This window comes from Myceligenerans pegani (assembly GCF_014892515.1).
GTDB classification, from domain to species: domain Bacteria; phylum Actinomycetota; class Actinomycetes; order Actinomycetales; family Cellulomonadaceae; genus Myceligenerans; species Myceligenerans pegani.
In genome coordinates, this window is record NZ_JADBGR010000018.1 from 1 (window position 1) to 21,639 (window position 21,639).

The 21,639-nt window shown below is 71.8% G+C and carries 16 protein-coding genes; 10 read left to right on the forward strand and 6 right to left on the reverse strand.

Annotated features, from left to right (window positions below; genetic code table 11):
- Together IIE03_RS01150 and IIE03_RS01155 are read left to right on the forward strand one after the other, a co-directional pair.
- On the forward strand, nucleotides 1-2,713 hold a 2,713-nt coding region (locus IIE03_RS01150; RefSeq protein WP_192860897.1), incomplete at its 5' end, for a MucBP domain-containing protein.
- Nucleotides 2,714-2,932: 219 nt separating this feature from the next.
- On the forward strand, nucleotides 2,933-4,258 hold the full coding sequence (locus IIE03_RS01155) for a copper amine oxidase (RefSeq protein WP_192860898.1): 1,326 nt from the start codon (nucleotides 2,933-2,935) through the stop codon (nucleotides 4,256-4,258).
- Nucleotides 4,259-4,363: 105 nt separating this feature from the next.
- Here IIE03_RS01155 and IIE03_RS01160 read toward each other — a convergent pair whose 3' ends face one another.
- Together IIE03_RS01160 and IIE03_RS01165 are read right to left on the reverse strand one after the other, a co-directional pair.
- Nucleotides 4,364-4,846, reverse strand: a complete 483-nt coding sequence (locus IIE03_RS01160) for a glutathione peroxidase (protein ID WP_192860899.1) — start codon at nucleotides 4,844-4,846, stop codon at nucleotides 4,364-4,366.
- A gap of 58 nt (nucleotides 4,847-4,904) precedes the next feature.
- Nucleotides 4,905-6,203 carry an ABC transporter substrate-binding protein gene (locus IIE03_RS01165; protein WP_192860900.1) on the reverse strand — a complete coding sequence of 433 codons (1,299 nt, stop codon included), beginning with the start codon at nucleotides 6,201-6,203 and terminating at the stop codon, nucleotides 4,905-4,907.
- Nucleotides 6,204-6,541: 338 nt separating this feature from the next.
- On the opposite strand from IIE03_RS01165, the gene IIE03_RS01170 reads away from it, so the two are divergent.
- Nucleotides 6,542-10,138, forward strand: coding sequence for a hypothetical protein (locus tag IIE03_RS01170; protein WP_225997076.1), 3,597 nt, complete (start codon nucleotides 6,542-6,544; stop codon nucleotides 10,136-10,138).
- A gap of 98 nt (nucleotides 10,139-10,236) precedes the next feature.
- Here the strand turns inward: IIE03_RS01170 and IIE03_RS01175 are convergent, their stop codons facing one another.
- Complete coding sequence (locus IIE03_RS01175) at nucleotides 10,237-11,253, reverse strand: pseudouridine synthase (RefSeq protein WP_318842726.1); 1,017 nt, start codon at nucleotides 11,251-11,253, stop codon at nucleotides 10,237-10,239.
- Between the two features lie 32 nt (nucleotides 11,254-11,285).
- On the opposite strand from IIE03_RS01175, the gene alr reads away from it, so the two are divergent.
- The 6 genes from alr (at nucleotide 11,286) to IIE03_RS01205 (ending at nucleotide 17,197) form a co-directional block, all read left to right on the forward strand.
- A complete protein-coding gene (gene alr / locus IIE03_RS01180) occupies nucleotides 11,286-12,593 on the forward strand; it encodes an alanine racemase (protein ID WP_192860901.1) in 1,308 nt (435 codons plus the stop codon).
- Entirely contained in the window at nucleotides 12,590-13,105 is a 516-nt protein-coding gene (tsaE, locus tag IIE03_RS01185) for a tRNA (adenosine(37)-N6)-threonylcarbamoyltransferase complex ATPase subunit type 1 TsaE (RefSeq protein ID WP_318842727.1), read from the forward strand. The genes alr and tsaE overlap by 4 nt, the downstream gene beginning before the upstream one ends.
- 213 nt (nucleotides 13,106-13,318) lie before the next feature.
- Nucleotides 13,319-14,596, forward strand: a complete 1,278-nt coding sequence (locus tag IIE03_RS01190) for a cellulase family glycosylhydrolase (protein WP_318842728.1) — start codon at nucleotides 13,319-13,321, stop codon at nucleotides 14,594-14,596.
- A 139-nt stretch (nucleotides 14,597-14,735) separates the two neighbouring features.
- Complete coding sequence (gene tsaB, locus IIE03_RS01195) at nucleotides 14,736-15,560, forward strand: tRNA (adenosine(37)-N6)-threonylcarbamoyltransferase complex dimerization subunit type 1 TsaB (protein WP_192860903.1); 825 nt, start codon at nucleotides 14,736-14,738, stop codon at nucleotides 15,558-15,560.
- Nucleotides 15,561-15,580: 20 nt separating this feature from the next.
- Nucleotides 15,581-16,090, forward strand: a complete 510-nt coding sequence (rimI, locus tag IIE03_RS01200; RefSeq protein ID WP_192860904.1) for a ribosomal protein S18-alanine N-acetyltransferase — start codon at nucleotides 15,581-15,583, stop codon at nucleotides 16,088-16,090.
- 147 nt (nucleotides 16,091-16,237) lie between these two features.
- Nucleotides 16,238-17,197 (forward strand): sulfurtransferase, encoded by a 960-nt coding sequence (locus IIE03_RS01205; protein WP_192860905.1) that lies wholly within the window; start codon nucleotides 16,238-16,240, stop codon nucleotides 17,195-17,197.
- Between the two features lie 28 nt (nucleotides 17,198-17,225).
- On the opposite strand, the gene tsaD is transcribed toward IIE03_RS01205, so the two are convergent.
- Complete coding sequence (gene tsaD, locus IIE03_RS01210; protein ID WP_192860906.1) at nucleotides 17,226-18,278, reverse strand: tRNA (adenosine(37)-N6)-threonylcarbamoyltransferase complex transferase subunit TsaD; 1,053 nt, start codon at nucleotides 18,276-18,278, stop codon at nucleotides 17,226-17,228.
- 123 nt (nucleotides 18,279-18,401) lie between these two features.
- Here tsaD and IIE03_RS01215 point away from each other — a divergent pair, with 123 nt between their 5' ends.
- Nucleotides 18,402-19,022, forward strand: a complete 621-nt coding sequence (locus IIE03_RS01215) for a malonic semialdehyde reductase (protein ID WP_192860907.1) — start codon at nucleotides 18,402-18,404, stop codon at nucleotides 19,020-19,022.
- A gap of 20 nt (nucleotides 19,023-19,042) precedes the next feature.
- Here the strand turns inward: IIE03_RS01215 and IIE03_RS01220 are convergent, their stop codons facing one another.
- Both IIE03_RS01220 and IIE03_RS01225 read right to left on the reverse strand, forming a co-directional pair.
- Nucleotides 19,043-20,206: a glutamate--cysteine ligase gene (locus IIE03_RS01220; protein ID WP_192860908.1), complete on the reverse strand. Its 1,164-nt coding sequence runs from the start codon at nucleotides 20,204-20,206 to the stop codon at nucleotides 19,043-19,045.
- Complete coding sequence (locus IIE03_RS01225) at nucleotides 20,203-21,483, reverse strand: class I SAM-dependent methyltransferase (RefSeq protein ID WP_192860909.1); 1,281 nt, start codon at nucleotides 21,481-21,483, stop codon at nucleotides 20,203-20,205. Before IIE03_RS01225 ends, IIE03_RS01220 begins: the two co-directional genes overlap by 4 nt.
- Nucleotides 21,484-21,639 lie beyond the last annotated feature (156 nt).

A 21,639-nucleotide genomic window follows, 5' to 3' on the forward strand; every position in this document is an offset into this window, starting at 1 on the left:
GCCGGGTGACTACACGGTGATCGGTACGGACGACGAGACCGGTACGCCGGCGGAGACTCCGCTGACGGTGACGCCGGCTCCTGTCGAGCCGACGATCACGGTCGACCCGTCCGAGGTCGCTCCGGGTGAGTGCACGGTGGTGACCGGTGAGGGCTACACGCCGGACAGCACGGTGACGATCCAGCTCACCGACGCCGACGGGAACCCGGTGGGTGACCCGATCACCGCTCCGACGGACGAGACGGGTGCATTCACCGTGGACCTGTGTGTTCCGGAGGATGCCGAGCCGGGTGACTACACGGTGATCGGTACCGACGACACGACGGGTACCCCGGCTGAGGCCCCGCTGACGGTGACGCCGGTGGACGGGATCACGCCGTCGATCACGGTGGACCCGACGGAGGTTGCTCCGGGTGAGTGCACGGTGGTGTCGGGTGAGGGCTACACGCCGAACTCGACGGTGACGGTGCAGCTGACGGATGCCGACGGTAACCCGGTGGGTGACCCGATCACGGCCGAGACCGACGAGAACGGCGCGTTCACCGTGGACCTGTGTGTTCCGGAGGACGCCGAGCCGGGTGACTACACGGTGATCGGTACGGACGACGAGACCGGTACGCCGGCCGAGACTCCGCTGACCGTGACCCCGGTCGAGGGGATCAACCCGACGATCGTCGCCGACCCGGACGTGGTGGCGCCTGGCGACACCACGGACATCATCGGTGACGGGTACACGCCCGACAGCACGGTGACGATCCAGCTGGTCGACCCCGACGGCAACCCCGTCGGTGACCCGGTCACCGCCGCCACGGACGAGACGGGCAGCTTCGTGCTTCCCGCCGTCATCATGGAGGAGACCGAGCCGGGCGAGTACACCATCATCGGCACCGACGACACCACCGGCATCGCGGCGGACACGCCGCTGACGGTGACGCCGGTGGACGGGATCGACCCGACGCTGACGGTGGATCCGGACGAGGTCGCTCCGGGTGAGACCACTGACGTGACCGGTGAGGGCTACACGCCTGACTCGACGGTGACGGTCCAGCTGGTCGACGCCGACGGCAACCCCGTGGGTGACCCGATCGAGGATGTTCCGACGGACGAGAACGGCGTGTTCACCACGCCGCTGACCGTTCCCGAGGACGCCGAGCCGGGTGACTACACCGTGGTCGGCACGGACGACACCACCGGTATCCCGGCGGAGGACGCGCTGACGGTGACCGATGGTGACGGTGGTCCGGGTGAGATCGACCCGACGCTGGCGGTCGACCCGTCCGAGGTCGCTGCGGGTGACTGCACCGAGGTGACCGGTGAGGGCTACACGCCGGACTCGACGGTGACGGTCCAGCTGACGGACGCCGACGGCAACCCCGTGGGCGACCCGATCGTGGCCGAGACCGACGAGACCGGTGCGTTCACCGTGGACCTGTGTGTCCCCGAGGACGCCGAGCCGGGCGACTACACCGTCGTCGGCACCGACGACACCACGGGCACCCCGGCGGAGGACGCGCTGACGGTGACCGATGGTGACGGTGGTCCGGGTGAGATCGACCCGACCCTCACGGTGGATCCGGACGAGGTTGCTCCGGGTGGGACCACTGACGTGACCGGTGAGGGCTACACGCCCGACAGCACCGTGACCGTGCAGCTGGTCGACGCCGACGGCAACCCGGTGGGTGACCCGATCGAGGACGTTCCGACGGACGAGAACGGGATGTTCACCATCCCGCTCATGGTTCCGGAGGACGCCGAGCCGGGTGACTACACCGTCGTCGGCACCGACGACACCACCGGTACCCCGGCGGAGGACGCCTTGACGGTGACCGACGGGGACGGCGGAGGCGGCGACGCCTGCTCCAACCCGGCCCTGTTCGCCACGACCGAGGTCGTGACGGTCGGCGACGACGTGCTCGTCACCGGCATGGGCTTCGAGGCCGGTACCGAGGTGGAGCTGCAGCTCCACGGTCCGGACGGGGAGCCCCTGGGCGACCCGGTCATGGTCACGGTGAACGACCAGTGCGGGTTCCAGGTGACCATCACGGTGCCGGAGGGCTCGGACCCGGGTCTGCACGAGATCATCGCCACGCCGGAGGACGGCAGCGACGGTGCCTCGGTGCCGATCGCGGTCTGCGGTCCGGAGGGTGTCGCTCGTGCGCTGGACGCGTGGTTCGAGCACGGCACGGTCGAGCCGGGGGACAGCCAGACGTTCTACGCGTCGGGCTTCGACGCCGGTGAGGTCGTCGTCGGGATGATCCACTCGTCGCCGATCGCCCTCCCGGGCAAGGCGGCGGACTCGGACGGCGTCGTCAGCTGGACCTTCACGGTTCCGGCCGGCTTCTCCGCCGGCCCGCACCTGGGCATCGCGACCAGCACGGTCCACGGTGACCACGCCATCGCCGGCTTCGAGGTCGTCGTGCACGACGGCAACGGCGACGGAGACGGCAACGGAGATGGCGACTGCGAGTGCAACGGCAACGGTGACGGCGGCAACGGGGACGGTAACGGCTCCGGCGACGGCGACAACGGTGACGGCAACGGGCACGGCAACGGCACGTCCGGCAACGGCAACGGCACGTCCGGCAACGGGAACGGCGGCGGACAGCTCGCCGCGACCGGATCGGACGCGTCGATGCTCGCGGCGATGTCGTTCCTGCTGCTCGCAGCGGGTGCGGTGCTGATCCGGCGGAGGCAGGTGATGGCTCGCCGATGACGAACCGGCCGGATCGCTGACCGCGCGCCGGTCAGCGATCCGGCTACCTCGAGATAGCGGGACCGGCCCGGCGTGACGCAAGTCGCGCCGGGCCGGTCCGTGCCGGAAGATCGTGGAGGCAGGGGGTCTCACCAGCGACTTTCAGGGGGTAGCAGGGTGCCGGATCAGAGCAGTGCACGACGGCGGTCGTGGCGGGGTCAGCGGGGGATCGTGGCGGTGATGGCGGTGTGCCTCGTCGCCATCGCGGCGGTGGTCGTCACGCTGCTGGTGGTCTCAGCCGGGCCCACCACGGGGGGCGAGCAGGTGCCGCGAGGTGCGTCGGTGTCGTCGTCGACGGTCGAGGAGCCCGACTGCGCCGGGAGCGAGCCGATCGCGCAGACCCTCAGCAGCGGCTCGACCTGGACGATGTGCTGGCGCGTCGACCACAACACCGGCCTGGTCCTGGAGAACGTGAGCTTCGCCCCGGCCGGCCACGAGCCGATGCAGGTACTCGCCTCGCTCACGATCGGGCAGCTCGAGGTGCCGTACGACACCGGCCTGCGCAACACCGAGGACATCACGGCGCAGGGGTTCGGCGGGCGATCGATGCTGACGCTCAACGAGCGGTCGTGCGGCGGGGAACGCGTGACGGCGGACCTGCCCGTGATCGGCGACGGCAGCGTCGGCGGTGTCGAGACGCGCGAGGTGCTCTGCCGGGAAACGGTGGACGGGGGCATCGCCTACCACGCGACCGGCGACGAGCCCGGCGCCGAGTCTCTGGTGGAACGGCGGACGGACCTGCGGCTGTCGACCGTGTCGAAGGTGGGCTGGTACGAGTACGTCACGCAGTACACGTTCGGCGCGGACGGGTCGATCACCCCGGAACTCGGCGCCACCGGAGACCTCTCACCGGCGGACTACACCGACGACGCGCACGGCTGGGCCATCGGCGAGGGCGACCACGACCACGCGGCCAGCCACTCCCACAACGTGGTGTGGAAGGTGCACTGGGCGCTCGACGGCCGGGGCGGGCAACGCGTCGACCAGTACGACGCCGAGAACACCGGCGAGATGGGGCCGAGGTCCCGGGTGGTGTCCGGCGGGCTGGAGCGGATCGGCCGCGAGGACACGCGCACGATGCAGAACCGCCGCTGGTGGCGCGTGGTGAATCCCGAGCGCCTCAACGACGACGGCCACCCGGTCAGCTACGAGATCGACCTCGGCGCGTCGTCGTCGTTCACGTTCACGCGCGACGACGGACACGAGCACGGCGGCTACGACATCGCGTTCACCCAGGCGAAGGAGTGCGAGCTGTTCGCGACCGCGAACCGGGACGGGCACTGCGGTCGCGGCGTCCCGGACTACGTCTCGGACCAGCAGGAACTGGACGACGTCGTGTCCTGGGTCGCGGTCGGGTTCCACCACGTGCCGCGGGACGAGGACCAGAGCCCGATGGACTCCCACTGGCAGGGCTTCACGATGATCCCGCGGGACGTCACAGCCACGCGGCCCGACGTCCCACCGGAGCGCGAGGACGTGAACGGCAGCCCACCGCCGGCCGAGTAGGCGCCCCTCTCGTGCGAGGGTCCGTCCCGACCACGAGCCTGCCGCGCAACGCCCGGGAGCGGGGCGCGGCAGGCTCGTGCCGGCGACGGAAGCCTCGTGACCGGGTCAGCGGGGGAGATGGGACTCGATCGTCTCGACGACCTCCGGGGCGTCCGGGACCGTCTGCGGGGTGAAGCGGCGCACCTCCCCGCCCGGCAGGACGAGGAACTTCTCGAAGTTCCAGCGCACGCGGCCCGAATGGCCGTCCGCGTCGGCGGTCTTCTTCAGCTCGGCGTACAGCGGGTGCGTGTTGCGGCCGTTCACCTTGATGCGGTCCACCACCGGGAAGGTGACGCCGTACGTCGTGGAGCAGAACTCGGCGACCTTCTCGTTGCTGCTGAGCTCCTGGAAGAACTGGTTGCTGGGGAACCCGATCACGGTGAACCCGCGCTCGGCGTAGGTCTTCTGCAGCTTCTCGAGCGCCGTGTACTGCGGGGTGAGGCCGCACCGGGACGCGACGTTGACCACGAGGACGACGTCGTCGGCGTGGTCGGCGAGCGTGGTCTCGCTGCCGTCCATCCGCCGGAAGGGAATGTCGTAGAGGCTCATGCGTCCATCCTGGCATCGGGGGGCTCGGGTCCGTAACCGGATCGGTGGTCGGGCCCACCTAGCCGGAGGCGGCCGCCGCGAGCTCGGCCTGGAAGGCCGCGATGTCGCCTCCGTCCTCCTGCACCTGGCGGTTGAACCGCGTCGTCGCCTCCGTGATCGCGTTCAGATGGGCGACGGGGATCGCGGCTCCGTGCGCCATCGAGGAGACGATCGTGTCCTCCTGGAAGGACTTGATCGCCATCTTCTGGTACTCGGTGAATTCGTTCTCGTCGATGTCCGAGCGGGCCGGGATCGCTCCCTTGACCTTGTTGAACCTGATCTGGGCCTCCTTGGACCCGATGGTCTCCAGCCAGGCCTTCGCGCTGTCCTCGTCCAGGATCCCGGCGGACAGGGTGAACGAGTCGGCGAGGAAGTCGAACGTGCCGGCGCTCCCCGGGGAGGGGACCGCGAGATAGTCCTCGCCGAACTCCTGGTTCGAGTTGTCGAAACCGCTCACGGCCCAGTCCCCCATGACGTTGAACGCGGACTCGCCGTCGATGACCCGCTGGGTCGCCAGGTCCCAGTCGAGGTCCATGCGGTCGGTGTTGGTGTACCCCAGGATGGTCCGGAAGTCCTCGAGCGCCGCGGTCACCTCGGGGCCGTTCCAATCGGTGGTGCCTTCCCAGAGGCCGGTGTACGCCTCGGCGCCGAGGCTTCCGAGCAGCACGGTCTCGAAGAGGTGGACCTGCGTCCACGTCGTGCCGACCGCCAGCGGCGCCTCCATCCCGGCCTTCCTCAGCTTCTCCAGGTCGGCGATGAAGTCGTCGATGCCGTCGTACCGGCCAGACGGGTCGATATCGTTTTCCGCAAGCACGGAAGGATTCACCCACATGACGTTCGCCCGGTGGATGTTCGAGGGGATCGAGTAGATCTTCCCGTCGTCGGTGGCGAGGAGCTCCATCAGGCCCTCCGGGAACACGTCCGTCAGCCCGAACTCCTCGTAGAGGCCGGAGACGTCCTGGATGTACCCCTGCTCGATGTAGTCCTGCAGCTCCGCGCCCGCGTGGGCGACGAACGTGTCGGGCGGGTCCTGGTTCTCCAGGCGCGACTGCAGATGCTCCTTGGCCGCGCCGCCGCCACCGCCCGTGACACCGTCGTCGACGAAATCGATTTCCGGATGTTGCTTCTCGAACACCTCGACCAGGGTGTTCAGGCCTTCGTTCTCCGCGCCGGTGGACCACCACGTGTAGACGGCCACGTCCTGGTGGGTGTCGATGGACGGGGTGGCGTCGCCGGTGCCGGCGGCGCATGCGGCCAGGGCCGTGCCGAGCAGGGTGGTCGTCGCGAATGTCGCGGTCGTTCTTCGGGTGAGGTGCATCGTGTTCCGGGGTCCTTCGTCATTGAGGGCCGGTGCGCCGGTCCGGACGGCGATGTCCGGGCGCACGAGACGCTGATGCGCCCCGAGAGTAGCGGACGCCCGGATCCGGCTGTCAACTTCGCCGAGACGGGGCGACGCCGGTCCGGCCCACCATCTCTCGGACGGACCGCGCCTGCGCGTCGAAGCGATCACTATCGATCATTCTGTTGACCGGAACGGTCACGACGGCCTACTTTCTGATCGGGAGAGCGAGCAGGGTTCCCGATATGCGATCAGAAACGATCACCGATGATCGCCGCTCTCCGCGCCAGACCAGTCAAAGACGACGGAGAGCACTCATGTCACGTCCCCATCGCCGCAGGGGCAGGCCCGCCGCTGCGGTCGCAGTCCTCACACTCGCCGCGGGTGGCCTGCTGTCCCCATCGGCCGCCGCCACGCAGACCACGGCCACCGGCACGCCGTCGGCCGTCGCGACCACCGGCACCGCACCCGGCTCGGGCGCCGGCCCCGAGCTCCGCATCGACGACCCGTCGATCGACTGGCGCGAGCTCGTCGTCGACGGCGACGACGTCGAACGACGTGCGGACGGCACGCCCTACAACGTGTTCGGTGGCTTCGGCTCGGTGTCCTGCAACAACACCGGCAAGCTGCTCCTCGACTACAAGGAGGAGAACCCGGACGCCTACTGGTCGATCATGCGCCTGCTCTTCGACCCGGTCGACGGCGCGGGCCTCGCACACATCAAGGTCGAGCTGGGCGCGGACTCGAACACGTCGTCGGGCGCGGAACCGGCGACCAAGCGCAGCGCCGACGAGCCGGCCAACGTGCTGCGGGGCGCCGGCTTCCACTTCATCGCCGACGCGCTGTCGATCAACCCGGACATCGAGACCGAGGTCCTCCGCTGGGCCGAGCCGTCGTGGACCGGCAACGACTGGACCAAGCGCTACCAGTGGTACAAGGAGACGATCGACGCCGCGTACGACACCTACGGCGTCGAGCTCGGCTGGGTGAGCCCGTCGCAGAACGAGGTGCGCCGCGACACCTACCAGGACGCCGAGCTCGACTGGACCGTCCAGTTCGCGAAGTGGCTCGAGCGCGACGCGGCCGCCGACGACGCCCGCTTCGACTACTCGAAGATCAAGATCGTCGCGCTCGACTCCTACCGCGAGGGCGACCGGATCGCCGGCAAGATCCTCGCGGACCCCGAGGCGCTCGAGCAGGTCGACGCGCTCGGCTACCACTACGACATCGTGGGCGGCCCCAACGTCACGCGCCTCAACAAGGAGTTCGGCAAGCCGATCCTGTACTCCGAGGGCGTCGCGCCGATGATCGACCCGCAGTACCGGGTGAACGCCGAGCCCGCGCGCGGCGGGATCGGCGGCACGGTCGGCGCCGTCGACATCGCGGACCGCTTCATCAACGCCTACCGGTGGAGCGGGGCGGGCGACGACCCCGCGCACATGACCACGTTCCTGTTCCAGCCGGCCGTCAGCGCGATGTACGAGGGCCAGCAGTACTCGCCCAAGCACCTGATCCGGGCGTCGGACCCGTGGTCGGGCTACTGGGAGGGCGACATCGGCATCTCCACGGTGCGCCACTTCCACCAGTTCGCGGAGCACGGCTGGGAGTACATCGAGGGCGCCACCGGCGGCGACGGGACCAAGGGCGACGGCGGCACCAACGTCGACACCTCGACCCGCACCGTCATGACTCTGCGCACCCCGGAGAGCGCCGCCGGCGAGCCGGAGTTCACGCAGGTGCATGCCAACAACACCGCGACGCCGCGGTACTTCGAGGTCAAGGTCGCCGATCTGGGCGAGGGCGGCCGACCGCTCCACGCGTGGGAGACCACGGGCCCGGAGGCCGGCGAGGCGTACGACGCCGACTACTTCCAGAACATCGGCCACTACGCACCCGTGCGCACCGAGACGATCGACGGCACGGAGCACGACGTCTACCGCGTGAAGGTCGAGCCGTACTCGATCCTGACCCTGTCCACCCTGCGGCGCGGCGTCGACGGCACCACGCGGGAGTACACGCCGGGCGACTACGCGTCCGAGGCGGAGGACGAGATCCTCGGGCTGCCCTACCGCGACGACTTCGAGTACCGCGGCTACCGGAAGACCGTCGTCGGCGGGGAGCGGATGTCGTACGTGGAGCGCCGCGGCGGGATGCCGCGGTACACGGCGGACCAGGACGGCGCGTTCGAGGTGATGCGGACCGGTCGCTGGTGGCACCGCAACAACGTGCTGCAGCAGCAGATCCACGCCGAGAACCGCGGCTTCACGTGGAACGTGTGGGGCGACGGGCGGCAGGACGTGCTGCAGTCCGCCACGCCGTCGACCGTGCTGGGCGACCACCGGTGGGCCGACTACACCGCGAAGATCGACTTCCGGCTGGACGACGTGGTGCGGGACGCGAGCCTGCCGAACTTCGCCGGTCTCGGCGTGCGGCAGGTGTACGCGCGCGGCGGCGACCAGGCGACCTACGCGACGCGTGTCCACGCCGACGGCCGGTGGGAGCTGCGCAAGCTCGACACCGTCGTCGCGTCGGGGACGCTGGACGGGTTCGACGCCGACGAGTGGCACACGCTGTCGGTCCAGGCGCGCGAGAACGTCATCACCGCGCGACTGGACGGTGACCTGCTGAAGCAGTGGGTCGACCCGGCGGCCAACCCGGTGCTCGCGGGCCGCGTCTCGCTCGTCAGCGGCTTCTACAACACGCGGTACGACGACCTCGCGATCACGCCGATCAGGGGCCAGGCGTGGAAGTCCGAGAAGCTGGACGACTCGGACGCGCGCGTGTCCTACCCCGACGGCGCGCGCTTCGCGCAGTCGAGCTTCACCCACTTCAACCGGACCCTGCACGTGCTCTCGGAGGGCCAGTCGGTCGAGCTCAACTTCACGGGCACGGGCCTGAACCTGTTCGGTGCGACGGGCGCGGCGACGGTCGAGGTCGAGATCGACGGGCGCGCGCCGCGGACCGAGCAGGTGGGTGCCGCCGGCACGCGCGAGACGTCGTACTGGTTGCGCGGCCTGCAGCAGAAGCGGCACACCGTGACGGTGCGGGTGGTCAGCGGGACGTTCACGCTCGACGGCATCGACGTGCTGTCGGGCGGGGCGAAGGTCCGCAAGGTCTCGCCGGAGGACCGACCGGTCGCCCTGGTCGAGCCGGTCTCGCGCGCGGCGACCGCCGTCGGGCAGGCGCCCGATCTGCCCGCGACGGTGGCCGCGACGTCGGAGGCCGGGACGACCATCTACGCCGCGGTCGACTGGTTCGTGCCCGAGGGCGCGTTCGACGAGCCGTACTCCATGGTCCGCGTGGACGGTACGTTCAGGAACGACCCGTCGCTGCGGGTCTCGACGATCGTCGAGGTCGTGCCGGAAGACCTGGTGTACTTCGTCGACGCCAACGCCCCGGCCGTCGGTGGCGGCGCGGCGTACCCCGCGATCCGGGCGCACGCCGACGCCCACGGCGACGGGCTCCGTAACGGCGCCCCCGACGCCCTGTGGTCCGACGACGCCGGCTGGGGCCGCACGGCGCCCTACTCCGGCAAGGGGCCGCTCCAGACCAATCCCTACGACAAGACGCGCGAGACCGGCCACTACACGTCGGGCACGGCACAGCCGCTCGACTACCGGCTCACCCTCCCGGCCGGGGAGTACACGCTTTCGTCCGGCCACACCGAGTGGTGGAACCCGGGCGACGGACGGTCGCGCCGCATGGCGACGTCCGTCTCGTGGACCGGGAGCGACGGCGCGTCGCACTCCGTGCCGCTGGGTTCGGTGGCGTTCCCGCACGGCAGCAACGGCCGCTCCGAGGTGCTGACGGGCAGCTTCACGCTGCCCGAGGAGACCGTCGTGACGTTCCGCGTCGCCGACGACGGCGGCACCGAGGCACCGGTGCTGAGCTGGCTGGCCGTCGCGGCGAGCTGATGTCGCCCTCGCGCGCCGCGGGGCTCAGGTCCCGCGGCGCGCGAGGGCGGGCGCACGACACGACGTCGGGCACAGGCCCAGGGAGACCGGGTGGGCTCCTACGGTTCCCGGAACTCGCGGAGCAAGCGGCGGGACTCGAGGCGGCGAGGAGCCCCACTCAGCGGGTCGCGGAACTCCACCGAGCGTGCCAACAACTGAAGCGGCCGGTCGAAGTCGTCCGGGGCGTCCTCGCGGAGCACGGGCCAGAACGGGTCGTGCAGGATCGGAACGCCGAGCGACGCCAGGTGCAGGCGGAGCTGGTGCGTCTTCCCCGTGTGCGGCTCGAGGCGGTACAGGCCCAGGCCGCGCGCCTCGTCGCGGGCGACGAGTGTGACTCGCGACTCCGCGTTCGGCTCGCCCGGAACCTCTTGTGCCGGCGCCGTCCCGCGATGCTTCACGATCCGCGAGCGCACCGTGACGGCCTGCCCGTCCGCGAGCCGGTGCAGCAGATCGGTGTCCGACGACGAGCCGTCCGCCGCGTCGTGCGTGCCCGCCGTGCCACGGCCGCCGTCGTCCACGGACACGAGCCGCGGGAGCGGCGCCACCGCCTCGTAGACCTTCCGCACCCTCCGCTCCTGGAAGAGCAGCTGGTACGCGCCGCGCACCTCGCGCCGGACCGTCAGTACGAGCACCCCGGCCGTGGGCCGGTCGAGCCGGTGCACCGGGCTGAGCTCCGGCAGGTCGAGCGCCGCACGCAGGCGCACCAGCACGGTGTTCCGGATCCAGCGGCCGCGCGGCATCGTGGCGAGGAAGTGCGGCTTGTCGACCACCAGCAGGTCGTCGTCGCGGTGCAGGACCTCCGGTTCGAAGGGGATGTCCGGCTCGTCCGACGGCGGGTCGCGGTACAGGAAGAGGAATCCGCGCGGCTCGTACGGGGTGTCCGGGGTGATCGGCGCCCCGCCCCCGGTCACGACCTCGCCCGCGGCGACCTTCTCCCGCAGGCGGGCGCCGTCGTCGGGGAACCGGTCGAGCAGCCAGGCGTACGACGTCGGGTACCGGGCGACGGTCACCGGATCGTGCGGCAGCACGAGCCGCGTGGGATTCAGCCCGTCACGCACGGGCAAGGGCGAGCGCACGCCTCACCGTATCCGGTGGGAGAATCACCCTCGTGAGCACCACCCCGCCCCTCGGCGCCGTCCCCGGGTTCGACCCCGAGTACCCCGCGCGCGCCGTCGTCGACCTGACCGCCATCCGCGACAACGTCGTGGCGTTGCGCCGTGCTGCCACGGGCGCCGCCCTCATGGCCGTGGTCAAGGGCGACGCCTACGGGCACGGGCTGCTGCCCGTCGCCCGGGCGGCGCTCGCGGGCGGGGCGACCTGGCTCGGGGCGGCGCAGGTCGGCGAGGCGCTACGGCTGCGGCAGGGCGGCGTCACGCCTGCGGACGCGCGCGTCCTCACCTGGCTCTACGCACCGGGCGCTCCGCTGGAGGAGGTGCTGCTCGCGGACATCGACCTCGGCGTGGCGGCGCCCTGGGGGCTGGACGCGGCGGCCGACGCCGCCCGCTCCGCCGGACGGCCCGCGCGCGTCCACCTCAAGGTCGACACGGGGCTCGGCCGCAACGGCATCACCCTGGACGACCTGCCCGCCGTGCTCCGGCGCGCCGCCGAGCTGCGCGGCCTGGTCGAGATCACGGGCGTCATGTCGCACTTCGCCTGCGCCGACGAGCCCGGCCACCCCAGCATCGACGCCCAGGCGAAGGCGTTCGAAGACACCGTGACCGCCGTCGAACGCGCCGGCTTCGCGCCCGAGGTGCGGCACCTCGCCAACTCCGCCGCCACCCTCACCCGGCCCGACACGGCGTGGGACCTCGTGCGCACCGGCATCGCGATGTACGGCCTGACGCCCGTGCCGCAGATCAGCGTCCCGAGCACGTACGGGCTGCGGCCCGCGATGACCGTGGAGGCGCGGCTCGCGACCGTGAAGCGCGTCCCGGCCGGCAGCGGGGTCTCGTACGGGCTGCACTACACGACGTCGCAGGACACCACCCTCGGCGTGATCCCCCTCGGGTACGCGGACGGTATCCCGCGGCACGCCAGCGGCGGTGCGCTCGGACCGGGCGGTCCGGTCCTGGTCGGCGGCGGCGTGGACGACGTCGCCTCCCGCGAGGCCGGGCCGGGGGCGGCGCGCGTCGTGCGGGTCGCCGGCCGGGTGTGCATGGACCAGATCATGGTCGACCTCGGCCCGTACGCGTCCGAGCAGGCGGGCGACGTCGTCACCCTGTTCGGGCAGTCCGACGGCGTCGAGCACGCCGGTGCGCCCAACGCCGAGGACTGGGCGCAGGCGGCGGGAACCATCAGCTACGAGATCGTCACTCGCGTCGCCGCGCGCATGCCGCGCGTGTACGTCGGCGCGCAGGACGTGGGGGCGGACGCCGCCGGCCTCGGCGCGCTCGCCGGAAAGGGAACATGGTCGTGAACGGGACGACGACGGAGACGATCACCCGGGAACTTCCCGACGCCGACGCGACCCGCGCGTTCGGCGCGGAGCTCGCCGGGCTGGTGCGGGCGGGGGACCTGGTGATCCTCACCGGTGACCTCGGTGCGGGCAAGACGACCCTGACGCAGGGGCTCGGCCGCGGGCTGCACGTGCGCGGGCAGGTCGCGTCGCCGACGTTCATCATCGCCCGCGAGCACCCGCCGCTGCCGCGTGAGGACGGCACACGCGGGCCGGCGCTCGTGCACGTGGACGCCTACCGGCTCGGCGGCCTCGACGAGCTCGACGCGCTGGACCTCGACTCGTCGCTGGACGAGTCGGTGACCGTCGTGGAGTGGGGTCGCGGCCTCGCGGAGGCCCTCACCGAGGACCGGCTGGAGATCGACCTGGCCCGGCCGCGCGGCGGCGAACCGGACCCGGACGACCCGGACTCCGGCGTGCGCCGCGCGACGATCCGCGGCGTGGGGGAGCGCTGGGCCGACCTGCGCCTGTGAGCGGCCGGCCCGACAAGTCGCACGCCCGGCGCCGACCACGCCGTTCTGCGTGGTGGGAGCGCAACCAACGCGCGAAATGGCGTGATCGCGTGCAGCCGGCGTGTGGTAATCCCGCATACCCACCCGGCCACGCGCCTTGTTAGCGTCCGACGACCAGCAGGCCGCACAGCCGCGGCCTGCTCCGGCTCCGGACACGAACCGAGGTGGTTTCACGTGGTCATCCGTCGCAGCTCGATACTCGTCGCGGTCGCGGCAGCCGCGATGCTGGCGCTGGGGGCGGCGGTCGTTCCCGGCCTGGTGGTCCCCGCGTTCGCGGTGAACTGCTCCGCACCCGCCTGGGCGGAGGGCACGAGCTACCGCGCCGGCGACCAGGTCACCTACCAGGGCAGCGGCTACACCGCGACCACGACCCATACGGCGTACCCCGGCACGGGCTGGGACCCGGCGTCGACACCGGCGCTCTGGACGCACGACGGCACGTGCGACGGCGGTCCCGACCCCGATCCGACCGACGATCCGACACCCACACCGACCCCGACGGAGCCGGGGCCCGACCCGGACCCCGGCACGCCCGTCGCGGCCAACGGCCAGCTCCACGTGTGCGGCACCGGCCTGTGCAACGAGGACGGCACACGGATCCAGCTGCGCGGCATGAGCACGCACGGCACCCAGTGGTTCTCCCAGTGCGTGAACGACGCCTCGCTGGACACCCTCGCGGGTGACTGGAACGCCGACGTCGTGCGGATCTCCACCTACGTGCAGGAGGGCGGCTACGAGACCGACCCGGAGCGGTTCACCGACCTGGTGCACCGCTACATCGACATGCTCACCGCGCGCGGCATGTACGCGATCGTCGACTGGCACATGCTCGACCCGGGCGACCCGAACGTGAACCTGGAGCACGCCAGGACGTTCTTCACCGCCGTCGCCGAGCGGCACAGCGGCAAGAACAACGTCATCTACGAGGTCGCGAACGAGCCCCACGGCGTGTCGTGGCAGACCATCAAGAGCTACCACGAACAGATCGTCCCGGTGATCCGTGCGCACGACCCGGACGCCGTCGTCCTCCTGGGCACGCGTGCCTGGTCCTCGCTGGGCGAGTCCGAGGGCTCGGACGAGTCCGAGGTCGTGAACGACCCGGTCGACGCCTCGAACGTGATGTACACGTTCCACTTCTATGCCGCGTCGCACGGCCAGGAGTACCTGAACACGCTGTCCCGCGCCGCCGACCGGATCCCGATGTTCATCACCGAGTTCGGGACCCAGAACTCCGCGGGCGAGGGAGCCAACGACTTCGCCATGGCCCAGCGGTACCTCGACCTGGCCGCCACGAAGAAGATCAGCTGGGTCAACTGGAACTTCTCCGACGACCACCGCTCGGGCGCGGTCCTCACGCCGGGCAGCTGCGCCGCCGGGTCGTACGGCACCGGCAGCCTCAAGGAGGCCGGCCTCTGGATCCGCGATCGCATTCGCACGCCCGACGACTTCTGATCCGCACGTCATCTGATCCGCACGTCGCGGAGCACGGCGGCGCGGCCGAGAGCAGACCCCTCGATCGCGCCGCCGCGCCGCCCGGCGGCAGGGGCCGTGCCTGCCACGGGGAGGGCCGCCGTCGAACTAGGCTTGGTTCGTGCCTGTTCTCGCCATCGACACCTCCGCCGCCGTGACCGTCTCGCTCGTGAGCGAGACCGGCGGCCGGCTCGCCGCGCTCTCGGCCGACGAGCGGCGGCGGCACGCCGAGTCCCTCGCCCCGCTGATCACCCAGGTGCTGAAGGACGCCGGCGTCGAGCGGGCCGCGCTGACCGCCGTCGTCGCCGGGACCGGGCCCGCGCCGTTCACCGGGCTGCGGGTCGGTCTCGTCACGGCCCGGACACTGGGGCTCGCCCTCGGCATCCCGGTGCTCGGCGTGCCGAGCGTCGACGCGCTCGCGGCGCAGGCGGTGAGCGACCTCGGGCTGAACCCCGACGACGAGGTGCTGGTCGCCACGGACGCCCGGCGCAAGGAGGTCTACTGGGCGCGGTACCGCGTCGTCGCGCACGAGGGGCCGCACGGGGTGCCGGTGGTCGAGACGGTCGCGGGACCCGACGTCGGCAGGGCCGCGGCGGTCGCGGAAGCGCAGCTCGGTGCCCTGGTCGCGACGGCCGGAGGAACGGCGGCGGCCGTGCTCGGCGACGGGACGGGAGCGGCGGTCGTACCGGAAGGGGCGACCCGCGCGCCGGGTGCACCGGCAGGGCCGGACGCCACCCGCACCGTCGTCGTCGGCGAGGGTGCCGCCCTGTATCCCGACGTCCTGCCGATCGACGACGACGCCCCGCTCCTGCCCGACGCGACCGCGCTCGCCCGGCTGGCGCTCGCGCGCCGCGACGCCGGGGCCGACCTGCCGACCGAGCCCCTGTACCTGCGACGGCCGGACGTGCAGGAACCCGCCACGCGAAAGTCCCCGGCCCTGGGGTAGGCGCGTTTTATCCTGGTGATATGCCCGAGTTCCAGATCCGCCCGCTGCGCAGCTCCGACTTCGATCGCGTGCTGTGGCTGGAACGCGACCTCTTCGGGTCCGGTGCCTGGACCTACGGGATGCTCGCCGACGAGCTCGCCGGGCTCGGGCGCTGGTACATCGTCGCCACCGTGGACGAGCCCGGCACCATCGGACCCGATCCCGTGATCGGCTACGCGGGCCTCTGGTTCGACGGAGACGACGCCCAGGTCATGACCATCGGCGTCGCCCGGAACTACCAGCGCAGCGGCGTCGGCCGCCTGCTCCTGGACGCGCTGATCGAGCGCGCGAGGCAGCTCAAGGCGGAGGCCGTGCTGCTCGAGGTGCGGGTCGACAACGAGCCCGCCCTCGCGATGTACCGCCGCTTCGGCTTCGAGGTGCTGGCCGTGCGCAAGCGCTACTACCAGCCGGAGGACAAGGACGCCTACACGATGCGCCTGGACCTGCGCACCGAGCCGCGCACCGCCACGGACGACGGCAACGCCGCCTGACCGCCGACCACCGCCGCGCCATGTCGACCCGGCCGGCCCCCGAACATCGAGCGTGATCGGTCGGTTGTCATGAAGTCGGCTCCCCGAGCGACCGACTTCACGACAACGGGCCGATCACGCCGGCCCACCACGAAGAAAAGGACGCACATGAGAGAACGGGTGCTGATCGGCGCCGCCGAGCTGGCGGCGGATCTGCAGGTCACGGGCGGGACGCACGGGGATCCCCGGGAGGGGGCGCCCGTGCTGCTGGACGTGCGCTGGGCGCTCGGGATGACCGACGGCGTGGAGCGGTACCGCGCCGGGCATCTTCCCGGGGCGGTGTACGTGGACCTGGAGACCGAGCTCGCCGCGCCCGCCTCGCCGTCCGCCGGGCGCCACCCGCTGCCGTCCGCCGCCGGCTTCCAGGAGGCCGCCCGCCGGTGGGGCGTGCGGCAGGACTCGCGCGTCGTCGTGTACGACGGCGTCGGCGGCACCTCCGCCGCCCGGGCCTGGTGGCTGCTGCGCTGGTTCGGACTCGACGACGTCCGCATCCTCGACGGCGGCCTCGACGCCTGGGTCGCGGCCGGACACGCGCTCGAGGTCGGCACCGTGACCGCCGAGCCCGGCGACGTCGTCGTCCGGCCCGGCGGCATGTCCGTGCTCGACGCCGACGACGCCGCCGCGCTGGCGGACGGCGACGGCGTGCTGCTGGACGCGCGCGCCGCGGAGCGGTACCGGGGCGAGGTCGAGCCCGTGGACCCGCAGGCCGGACACATCCCCGGCGCGCTGTCTGCCCCCACCACCGGAAACCTCGGTGAGGACGGGCGGTTCCTCGACGACGCGACGCTGCGGGCGAGATTCGCCGAACTGGGCGTGCACGCGGTTGAGGCCGCCGTGTCGCACGCGGGCCGGGCGGACGGGGCGCTCGCGGGCCGGGCAGACGGTCCGCGCGAGGATCCGGGCGGGCCGGCCGCCGTCGGCGTCTACTGCGGCTCCGGCGTCACGGCGTCGCACGAGGTCGCGGCGCTCGCGGCGGTCGGTGTCGAGGCAGCCCTGTATCCGGGCTCCTGGTCCCAGTGGTCCAACGACCCCACCCGCGAGGTGGCAACGGGCGACTCCGCCCGCTGATGCCGACCGGGCGACTCCGCCCGATCCGTCAGACCGTGATCGTCTCCAGCGGCATGGACGAGTCGACCGGGATGTCCAGGGTGCTCGGCGCGACGCCCGCGCGGACCACCGCCGAGCCCAGGGCGGCGATCATCGCGCCGTTGTCCGTGCAGTAGCGGATCGGCGGGATGCGGAGTTCGATACCGGCCTCGGCGCAGCGCTTCGCGGCCATCTCGCGAAGCTGCGAGTTCGCGGAGAACCCGCCGCCGATGACGAGGGTGTCGACGTCGTGCCGCCGGCACGCCGCGATGGTCTTGGCGGTGAGCACGTCCGCGACGGACTCGGCGAACGATGCGCACACGTCCTCGACCGGGATGGCCTGCCCGGCGTCGGTGCGGGCCTCGATCCAGCGGGCGACCGCGGTCTTCAGGCCGGAGAAGCTGAAGTTGTGCGCGTGCCGTTCCTGGTCCTTCGGCGCGGTGAGGCCGCGCGGGAACCGGATCGCGGTCGGATCGCCCTCGCGTGCGAGCCGGTCGACGTGCGGGCCGCCCGGGTAGGGGAGGCCGAGGAGGCGGCCCACCTTGTCGAAGGCCTCGCCGGCCGCGTCGTCGAGCGTGGAACCCAGCTCCGTGACGTCGGTGGCGACGTCGTCCACGAGCAGCAGGGAGGAATGACCGCCCGAGACGACGAGGGCCATGACCCGGTCGGGGAACTCGCCGTCGACGAGCTGGTCCACGCAGGCATGCCCGATGACGTGGTTCACCCCGTACAGCGGCTTGTTCAGGCCGATCGACAGTGCCTTCGCGGCGGATGCCCCGATGGTCAGCGGACCGACCAGACCGGGGCCCGCGGTGACGGCGATCGCGTCCACCTCGGTGAGGTCGACGTCGGCCTCACCGAGCGCGCGCTCGATCGTGGGGATCATCGCTTCGAGGTGGGCGCGGCTGGCGACCTCCGGGATGATCCCGCCGAAGCGCGCGTGCTCCTCCATGGAGGAGGCGACGGCGTCGAACAACAGGTCGTTGCCGCGGACGAGGGCCACACCGGTCTCGTCGCAGGAGGACTCGATGCCGAGGACGAGCGGCTCACCGGAAGAGGTCATGGGGCCAGCCTAGGCCGCGTGGACCGCCCGATCGCGCCCGGAACGCGGTGCTGACACCGCCGTGTGCGGGGAATCACGATTGAATATTGAACTATCTCGCGCCCCGGCGGTGTTGCGCGCTGCATGACCGAAACACTCGAGGCCGCCGCGCCGCTCGCCATCGACGACGCCACCGCCGACCGCCTGTTCCGCACCGCACGCTCCGTCACGGAGTGGACCGACGCCGAGGTGACCGACGCGCACCTCCGGGCCGCGTGGGACCTGGCCAAGTTCGGCCCGACGGCGATGAACACGCTGCCCCTGCGCTTCGTCGTCCTGCGCTCGGACGACGCGAAGGCCCGGCTGCTCCGGTACCTGCCCGACGGCAACCGGCCCAAGGTCGAGGCCGCTCCCGCCACGCTCGTGCTGGCCCACGACGCCGGCTTCCACGAGCACATGCCGCGGCTCTTCCCCGTCTACCCGGGGATCAGGGAGCAGCTCGCGCCCGACACCGAGGCGCGTGACGGCATGGCACGGACGAACGCGCTGATCCAGGCCGGTTACCTGATCGTCGCCCTGCGCTCCGTCGGCCTGTCGCTCCGCCCGATGAACGGGATGGACTTCGACGGCGTGGACGCCGAGTTCTTCGCCGACTCCGGCTACCGGTCGTTCATGATGATCGCCGCGGGCCTGACCGAGGGCGAGGGCACGGAACACCCGCGCCTTCCCCGCCTGGCCCTGGACGAGGTCGCGCAGATCCTCTGACCCGCCCCCTCGCCCGCGGGTCAGGCGGCGGTCCCGTAGCGGGGGAGGGGACGGCCGGCCTCCATCTCGGCGAGCATCGACTGCACGACCACCTCCAGGTCGCCGCCCGACGCCTCCGCCACGGCGCGCTGCCGCTGGGAGGAGGAGCCGCCCCGGACGATGTCGGCGACCGTGGCGAGCTGCTCGGGACAGCCCAGCCGCTCGGCCGTCGGCTCGAGCTCGACCAGCACCTTCGCGACGGCGTCCGCCACCGGGAGCTGGTCGCCGTCGGCCGAGGTGATGACGGTCGCGTCCATGCCGTAGCGCGCCGCGCGCCACTTGTTCTCCTTGACGTACCACAGCGGCAGCCTCGGCAGCTCCCTGCCGTGGTCCAGCTCCGTGGACAGGTGCTCCACGAGACAGTGCGTCAGGGCGGCCAGGGCCAGCGCCTCGGTGACGTTCGTCGGCGCGTCGCAGATGCGGACCTCGATCGTCCCGTACGACGGCGACGGCCGGACGTCCCAGTGGATCTCGTTGAACTCCTTCGCCACGCCCACCCGGCGCATGTCCTCGGCGTACGACTCCACCTCGTGCCACTCCGTGAACGGGTGGGGCAGTCCGGCCGTCGGGATCTGCTGGAACAGCATGGCGCGGGTGGAGGCGTACCCCGTCTCGATGCCGCCCCAGTAGGGCGACGACGCCGACAGCGCCTGGAGGTGCGGCGCGTAGGTGAGCATGCCCTGGACCAGCGCGAGCACCTTGTCGCGGTGCTCGACGCCGACGTGCACGTGCAGGCCCCAGGTCACGAGCTGCCGCACGAACACCTGGATGCGGTCGACCAGGCGCGCGTAGCGCTCCTTGTCGGTGACGAGCTGGTCCTCCCAGCGTGCGAGCGGGTGCATCGCACCGCCGATCACCCGGGCGCCGCGGCGGCCGGCCGAAGCGGCGACCCGGTCGAGCAGCTCGCCGAGCTCGGTCCCGACCGCGCCCACGTCTGCGCACACGCCCGTGGCGACCTCCACGGTGTTCCGCAGCAGCTCGGGCTTGATCCGGGGATCGGTGCCCTCGGGCGACAGCTCCTCGATCACCTGCGGTGCGACCTGCGACATCGCACCGGTACCGACGTCCACCAGCCCGACCTCCCACTCGAGGCCGATGCTGGACCGCCGGGACGTGCCGAACGGCACGGGCGCGGGGCCGGTCATGCCCCGCCCCGGAGCGGCTCGACGAGCAGGACCGTCTGGGCGCCGGCCACCCGCGTGAGCACGATCGTCGCCTCCTCGGTCCCGGTGAGGACGAGCTGCTTGCGCAGCTGCTCGGGGACGACGGCGGTGCCGCGCTTCTTGATGGTCAGCTGCCCGACGTTCCGCTCCCGCAGGTACGCCTTGAGCCGCTTGAGCCCGAACGGGAGCGTGTCCAGCACCTGGTAGCCGGTCGCGATCGGCGCGGGCCCGGCGGCAGCGGGCACGGAGCCGGCGGGCAGGGGAGCGGGGGCGTCCGTCGTGACGTAGGCGATCGTGGGGTCGATGAGCCGCCCGCCGAGCTCGGCGGCGGCGTGCGCGACGAGTCCGGCCCGGATGACGGCCCCGTCGGGCTCGTAGAGGTACTGGCCGACGGCGCCGGTGGGTGCCTCGAGCGCCGCGCCGTCGGGGTGATCCGAGGCGCGCAGGACGCGCGTGCGGGTGTGCTCCTTGCCGTCGCCGTCGACGGCGGTGCGCACCACGAGCGCGCTGCGTCCCGGGCCCTCGGGCGCGAGCGGGCCGAACCACAGACCGGCCTCGACGACGTCGTTGTCGACGGAGACCCACTGCGCCTCGGCGTCCTGGGGCAGGCCCTCGTGGGGGATGCCGGGCCCGACCTTGATGCCCAGGGCGGCGACGACGTCGCGCAGCGCGAACACGCGGTCCAGGGACGGCTCGTAGGCGCGCGGATCGAAGATGCGGCGGCCGCCGCCGGGACCGCGCGTGCGGCGTGCCGGGTCGGCGTAGACGCCGTCGATGTCCTCGGCGCGCAGGTCGAGGGCGAGGCCGTCGGCATGGCGGGCCTCCGCCTCGGGGAACTGCCGCAGGTTCCAGGCGGCGATCCGCGCCGTGACCTCGTCGACGTCCGTGGCCAGGACGCGGAGGCCGGCCCCGGCGAACGCCATGGCGTCCGCACCGATGCCACTGGTGAGGTCCGCGATGTGGTTGACGCCGGCGGAGGTGAAGCGATCGGCGTGCAGCGAGGCCACGCGCAGGCGCGTGGCCTGCTCGAGGCCGTCGGCGGTGAACAGCATCTGCTCGGCGAGCTCGCCGAACTTGGTCCGCGCCTTGCCGCGCAGGCGGGACTGGGTGAGGGCGGCCGCCGCGAGGTCGGGAGCGACACCTTGCTCACGAAGTTTCGTGGAGGTGCGCATGGCGGATCGCTCGTCGTAGGGCGGGAGTGCACCAAGCAGAGCCCGACCATCAGGGCTGAGAAGTTTGCTCAGAATCGCCGCATCCATGGGCAGATCTTTCCATGTGTTCCCTGCTCATGGCGAGAGTCAGGGGAAGATTTTTCTCTATTGGGACGGTTTCCGCTTCGTTCGAGGAGCCCCGCCCCACCCACGGAGCCCCACCGATCTAGCACTCGCCTTGACCGAGTGCTAGCCCCGACCTAG

What these genes read in the sequence shown, in the direction of transcription:
- IIE03_RS01155 (WP_192860898.1), top strand. Translation starts at nt 2,933, where the DNA reads ATGGCGGTGTGCCTCGTCGCCATCGCGGCGGTGGTCGTCACGCTGCTG.
- IIE03_RS01160 (WP_192860899.1), bottom strand. Translation starts at nt 4,846, where the DNA reads ATGAGCCTCTACGACATTCCCTTCCGGCGGATGGACGGCAGCGAGACC.
- IIE03_RS01165 (WP_192860900.1), bottom strand. Translation starts at nt 6,203, where the DNA reads ATGCACCTCACCCGAAGAACGACCGCGACATTCGCGACGACCACCCTG.
- IIE03_RS01170 (WP_225997076.1), top strand. Translation starts at nt 6,542, where the DNA reads ATGTCACGTCCCCATCGCCGCAGGGGCAGGCCCGCCGCTGCGGTCGCA.
- rimI (WP_192860904.1), top strand. Translation starts at nt 15,581, where the DNA reads ATGCCCGAGTTCCAGATCCGCCCGCTGCGCAGCTCCGACTTCGATCGC.
- IIE03_RS01205 (WP_192860905.1), top strand. Translation starts at nt 16,238, where the DNA reads ATGAGAGAACGGGTGCTGATCGGCGCCGCCGAGCTGGCGGCGGATCTG.
- tsaD (WP_192860906.1), bottom strand. Translation starts at nt 18,278, where the DNA reads ATGACCTCTTCCGGTGAGCCGCTCGTCCTCGGCATCGAGTCCTCCTGC.
- IIE03_RS01215 (WP_192860907.1), top strand. Translation starts at nt 18,402, where the DNA reads ATGACCGAAACACTCGAGGCCGCCGCGCCGCTCGCCATCGACGACGCC.
- IIE03_RS01220 (WP_192860908.1), bottom strand. Translation starts at nt 20,206, where the DNA reads ATGACCGGCCCCGCGCCCGTGCCGTTCGGCACGTCCCGGCGGTCCAGC.
- IIE03_RS01225 (WP_192860909.1), bottom strand. Translation starts at nt 21,483, where the DNA reads ATGGATGCGGCGATTCTGAGCAAACTTCTCAGCCCTGATGGTCGGGCT.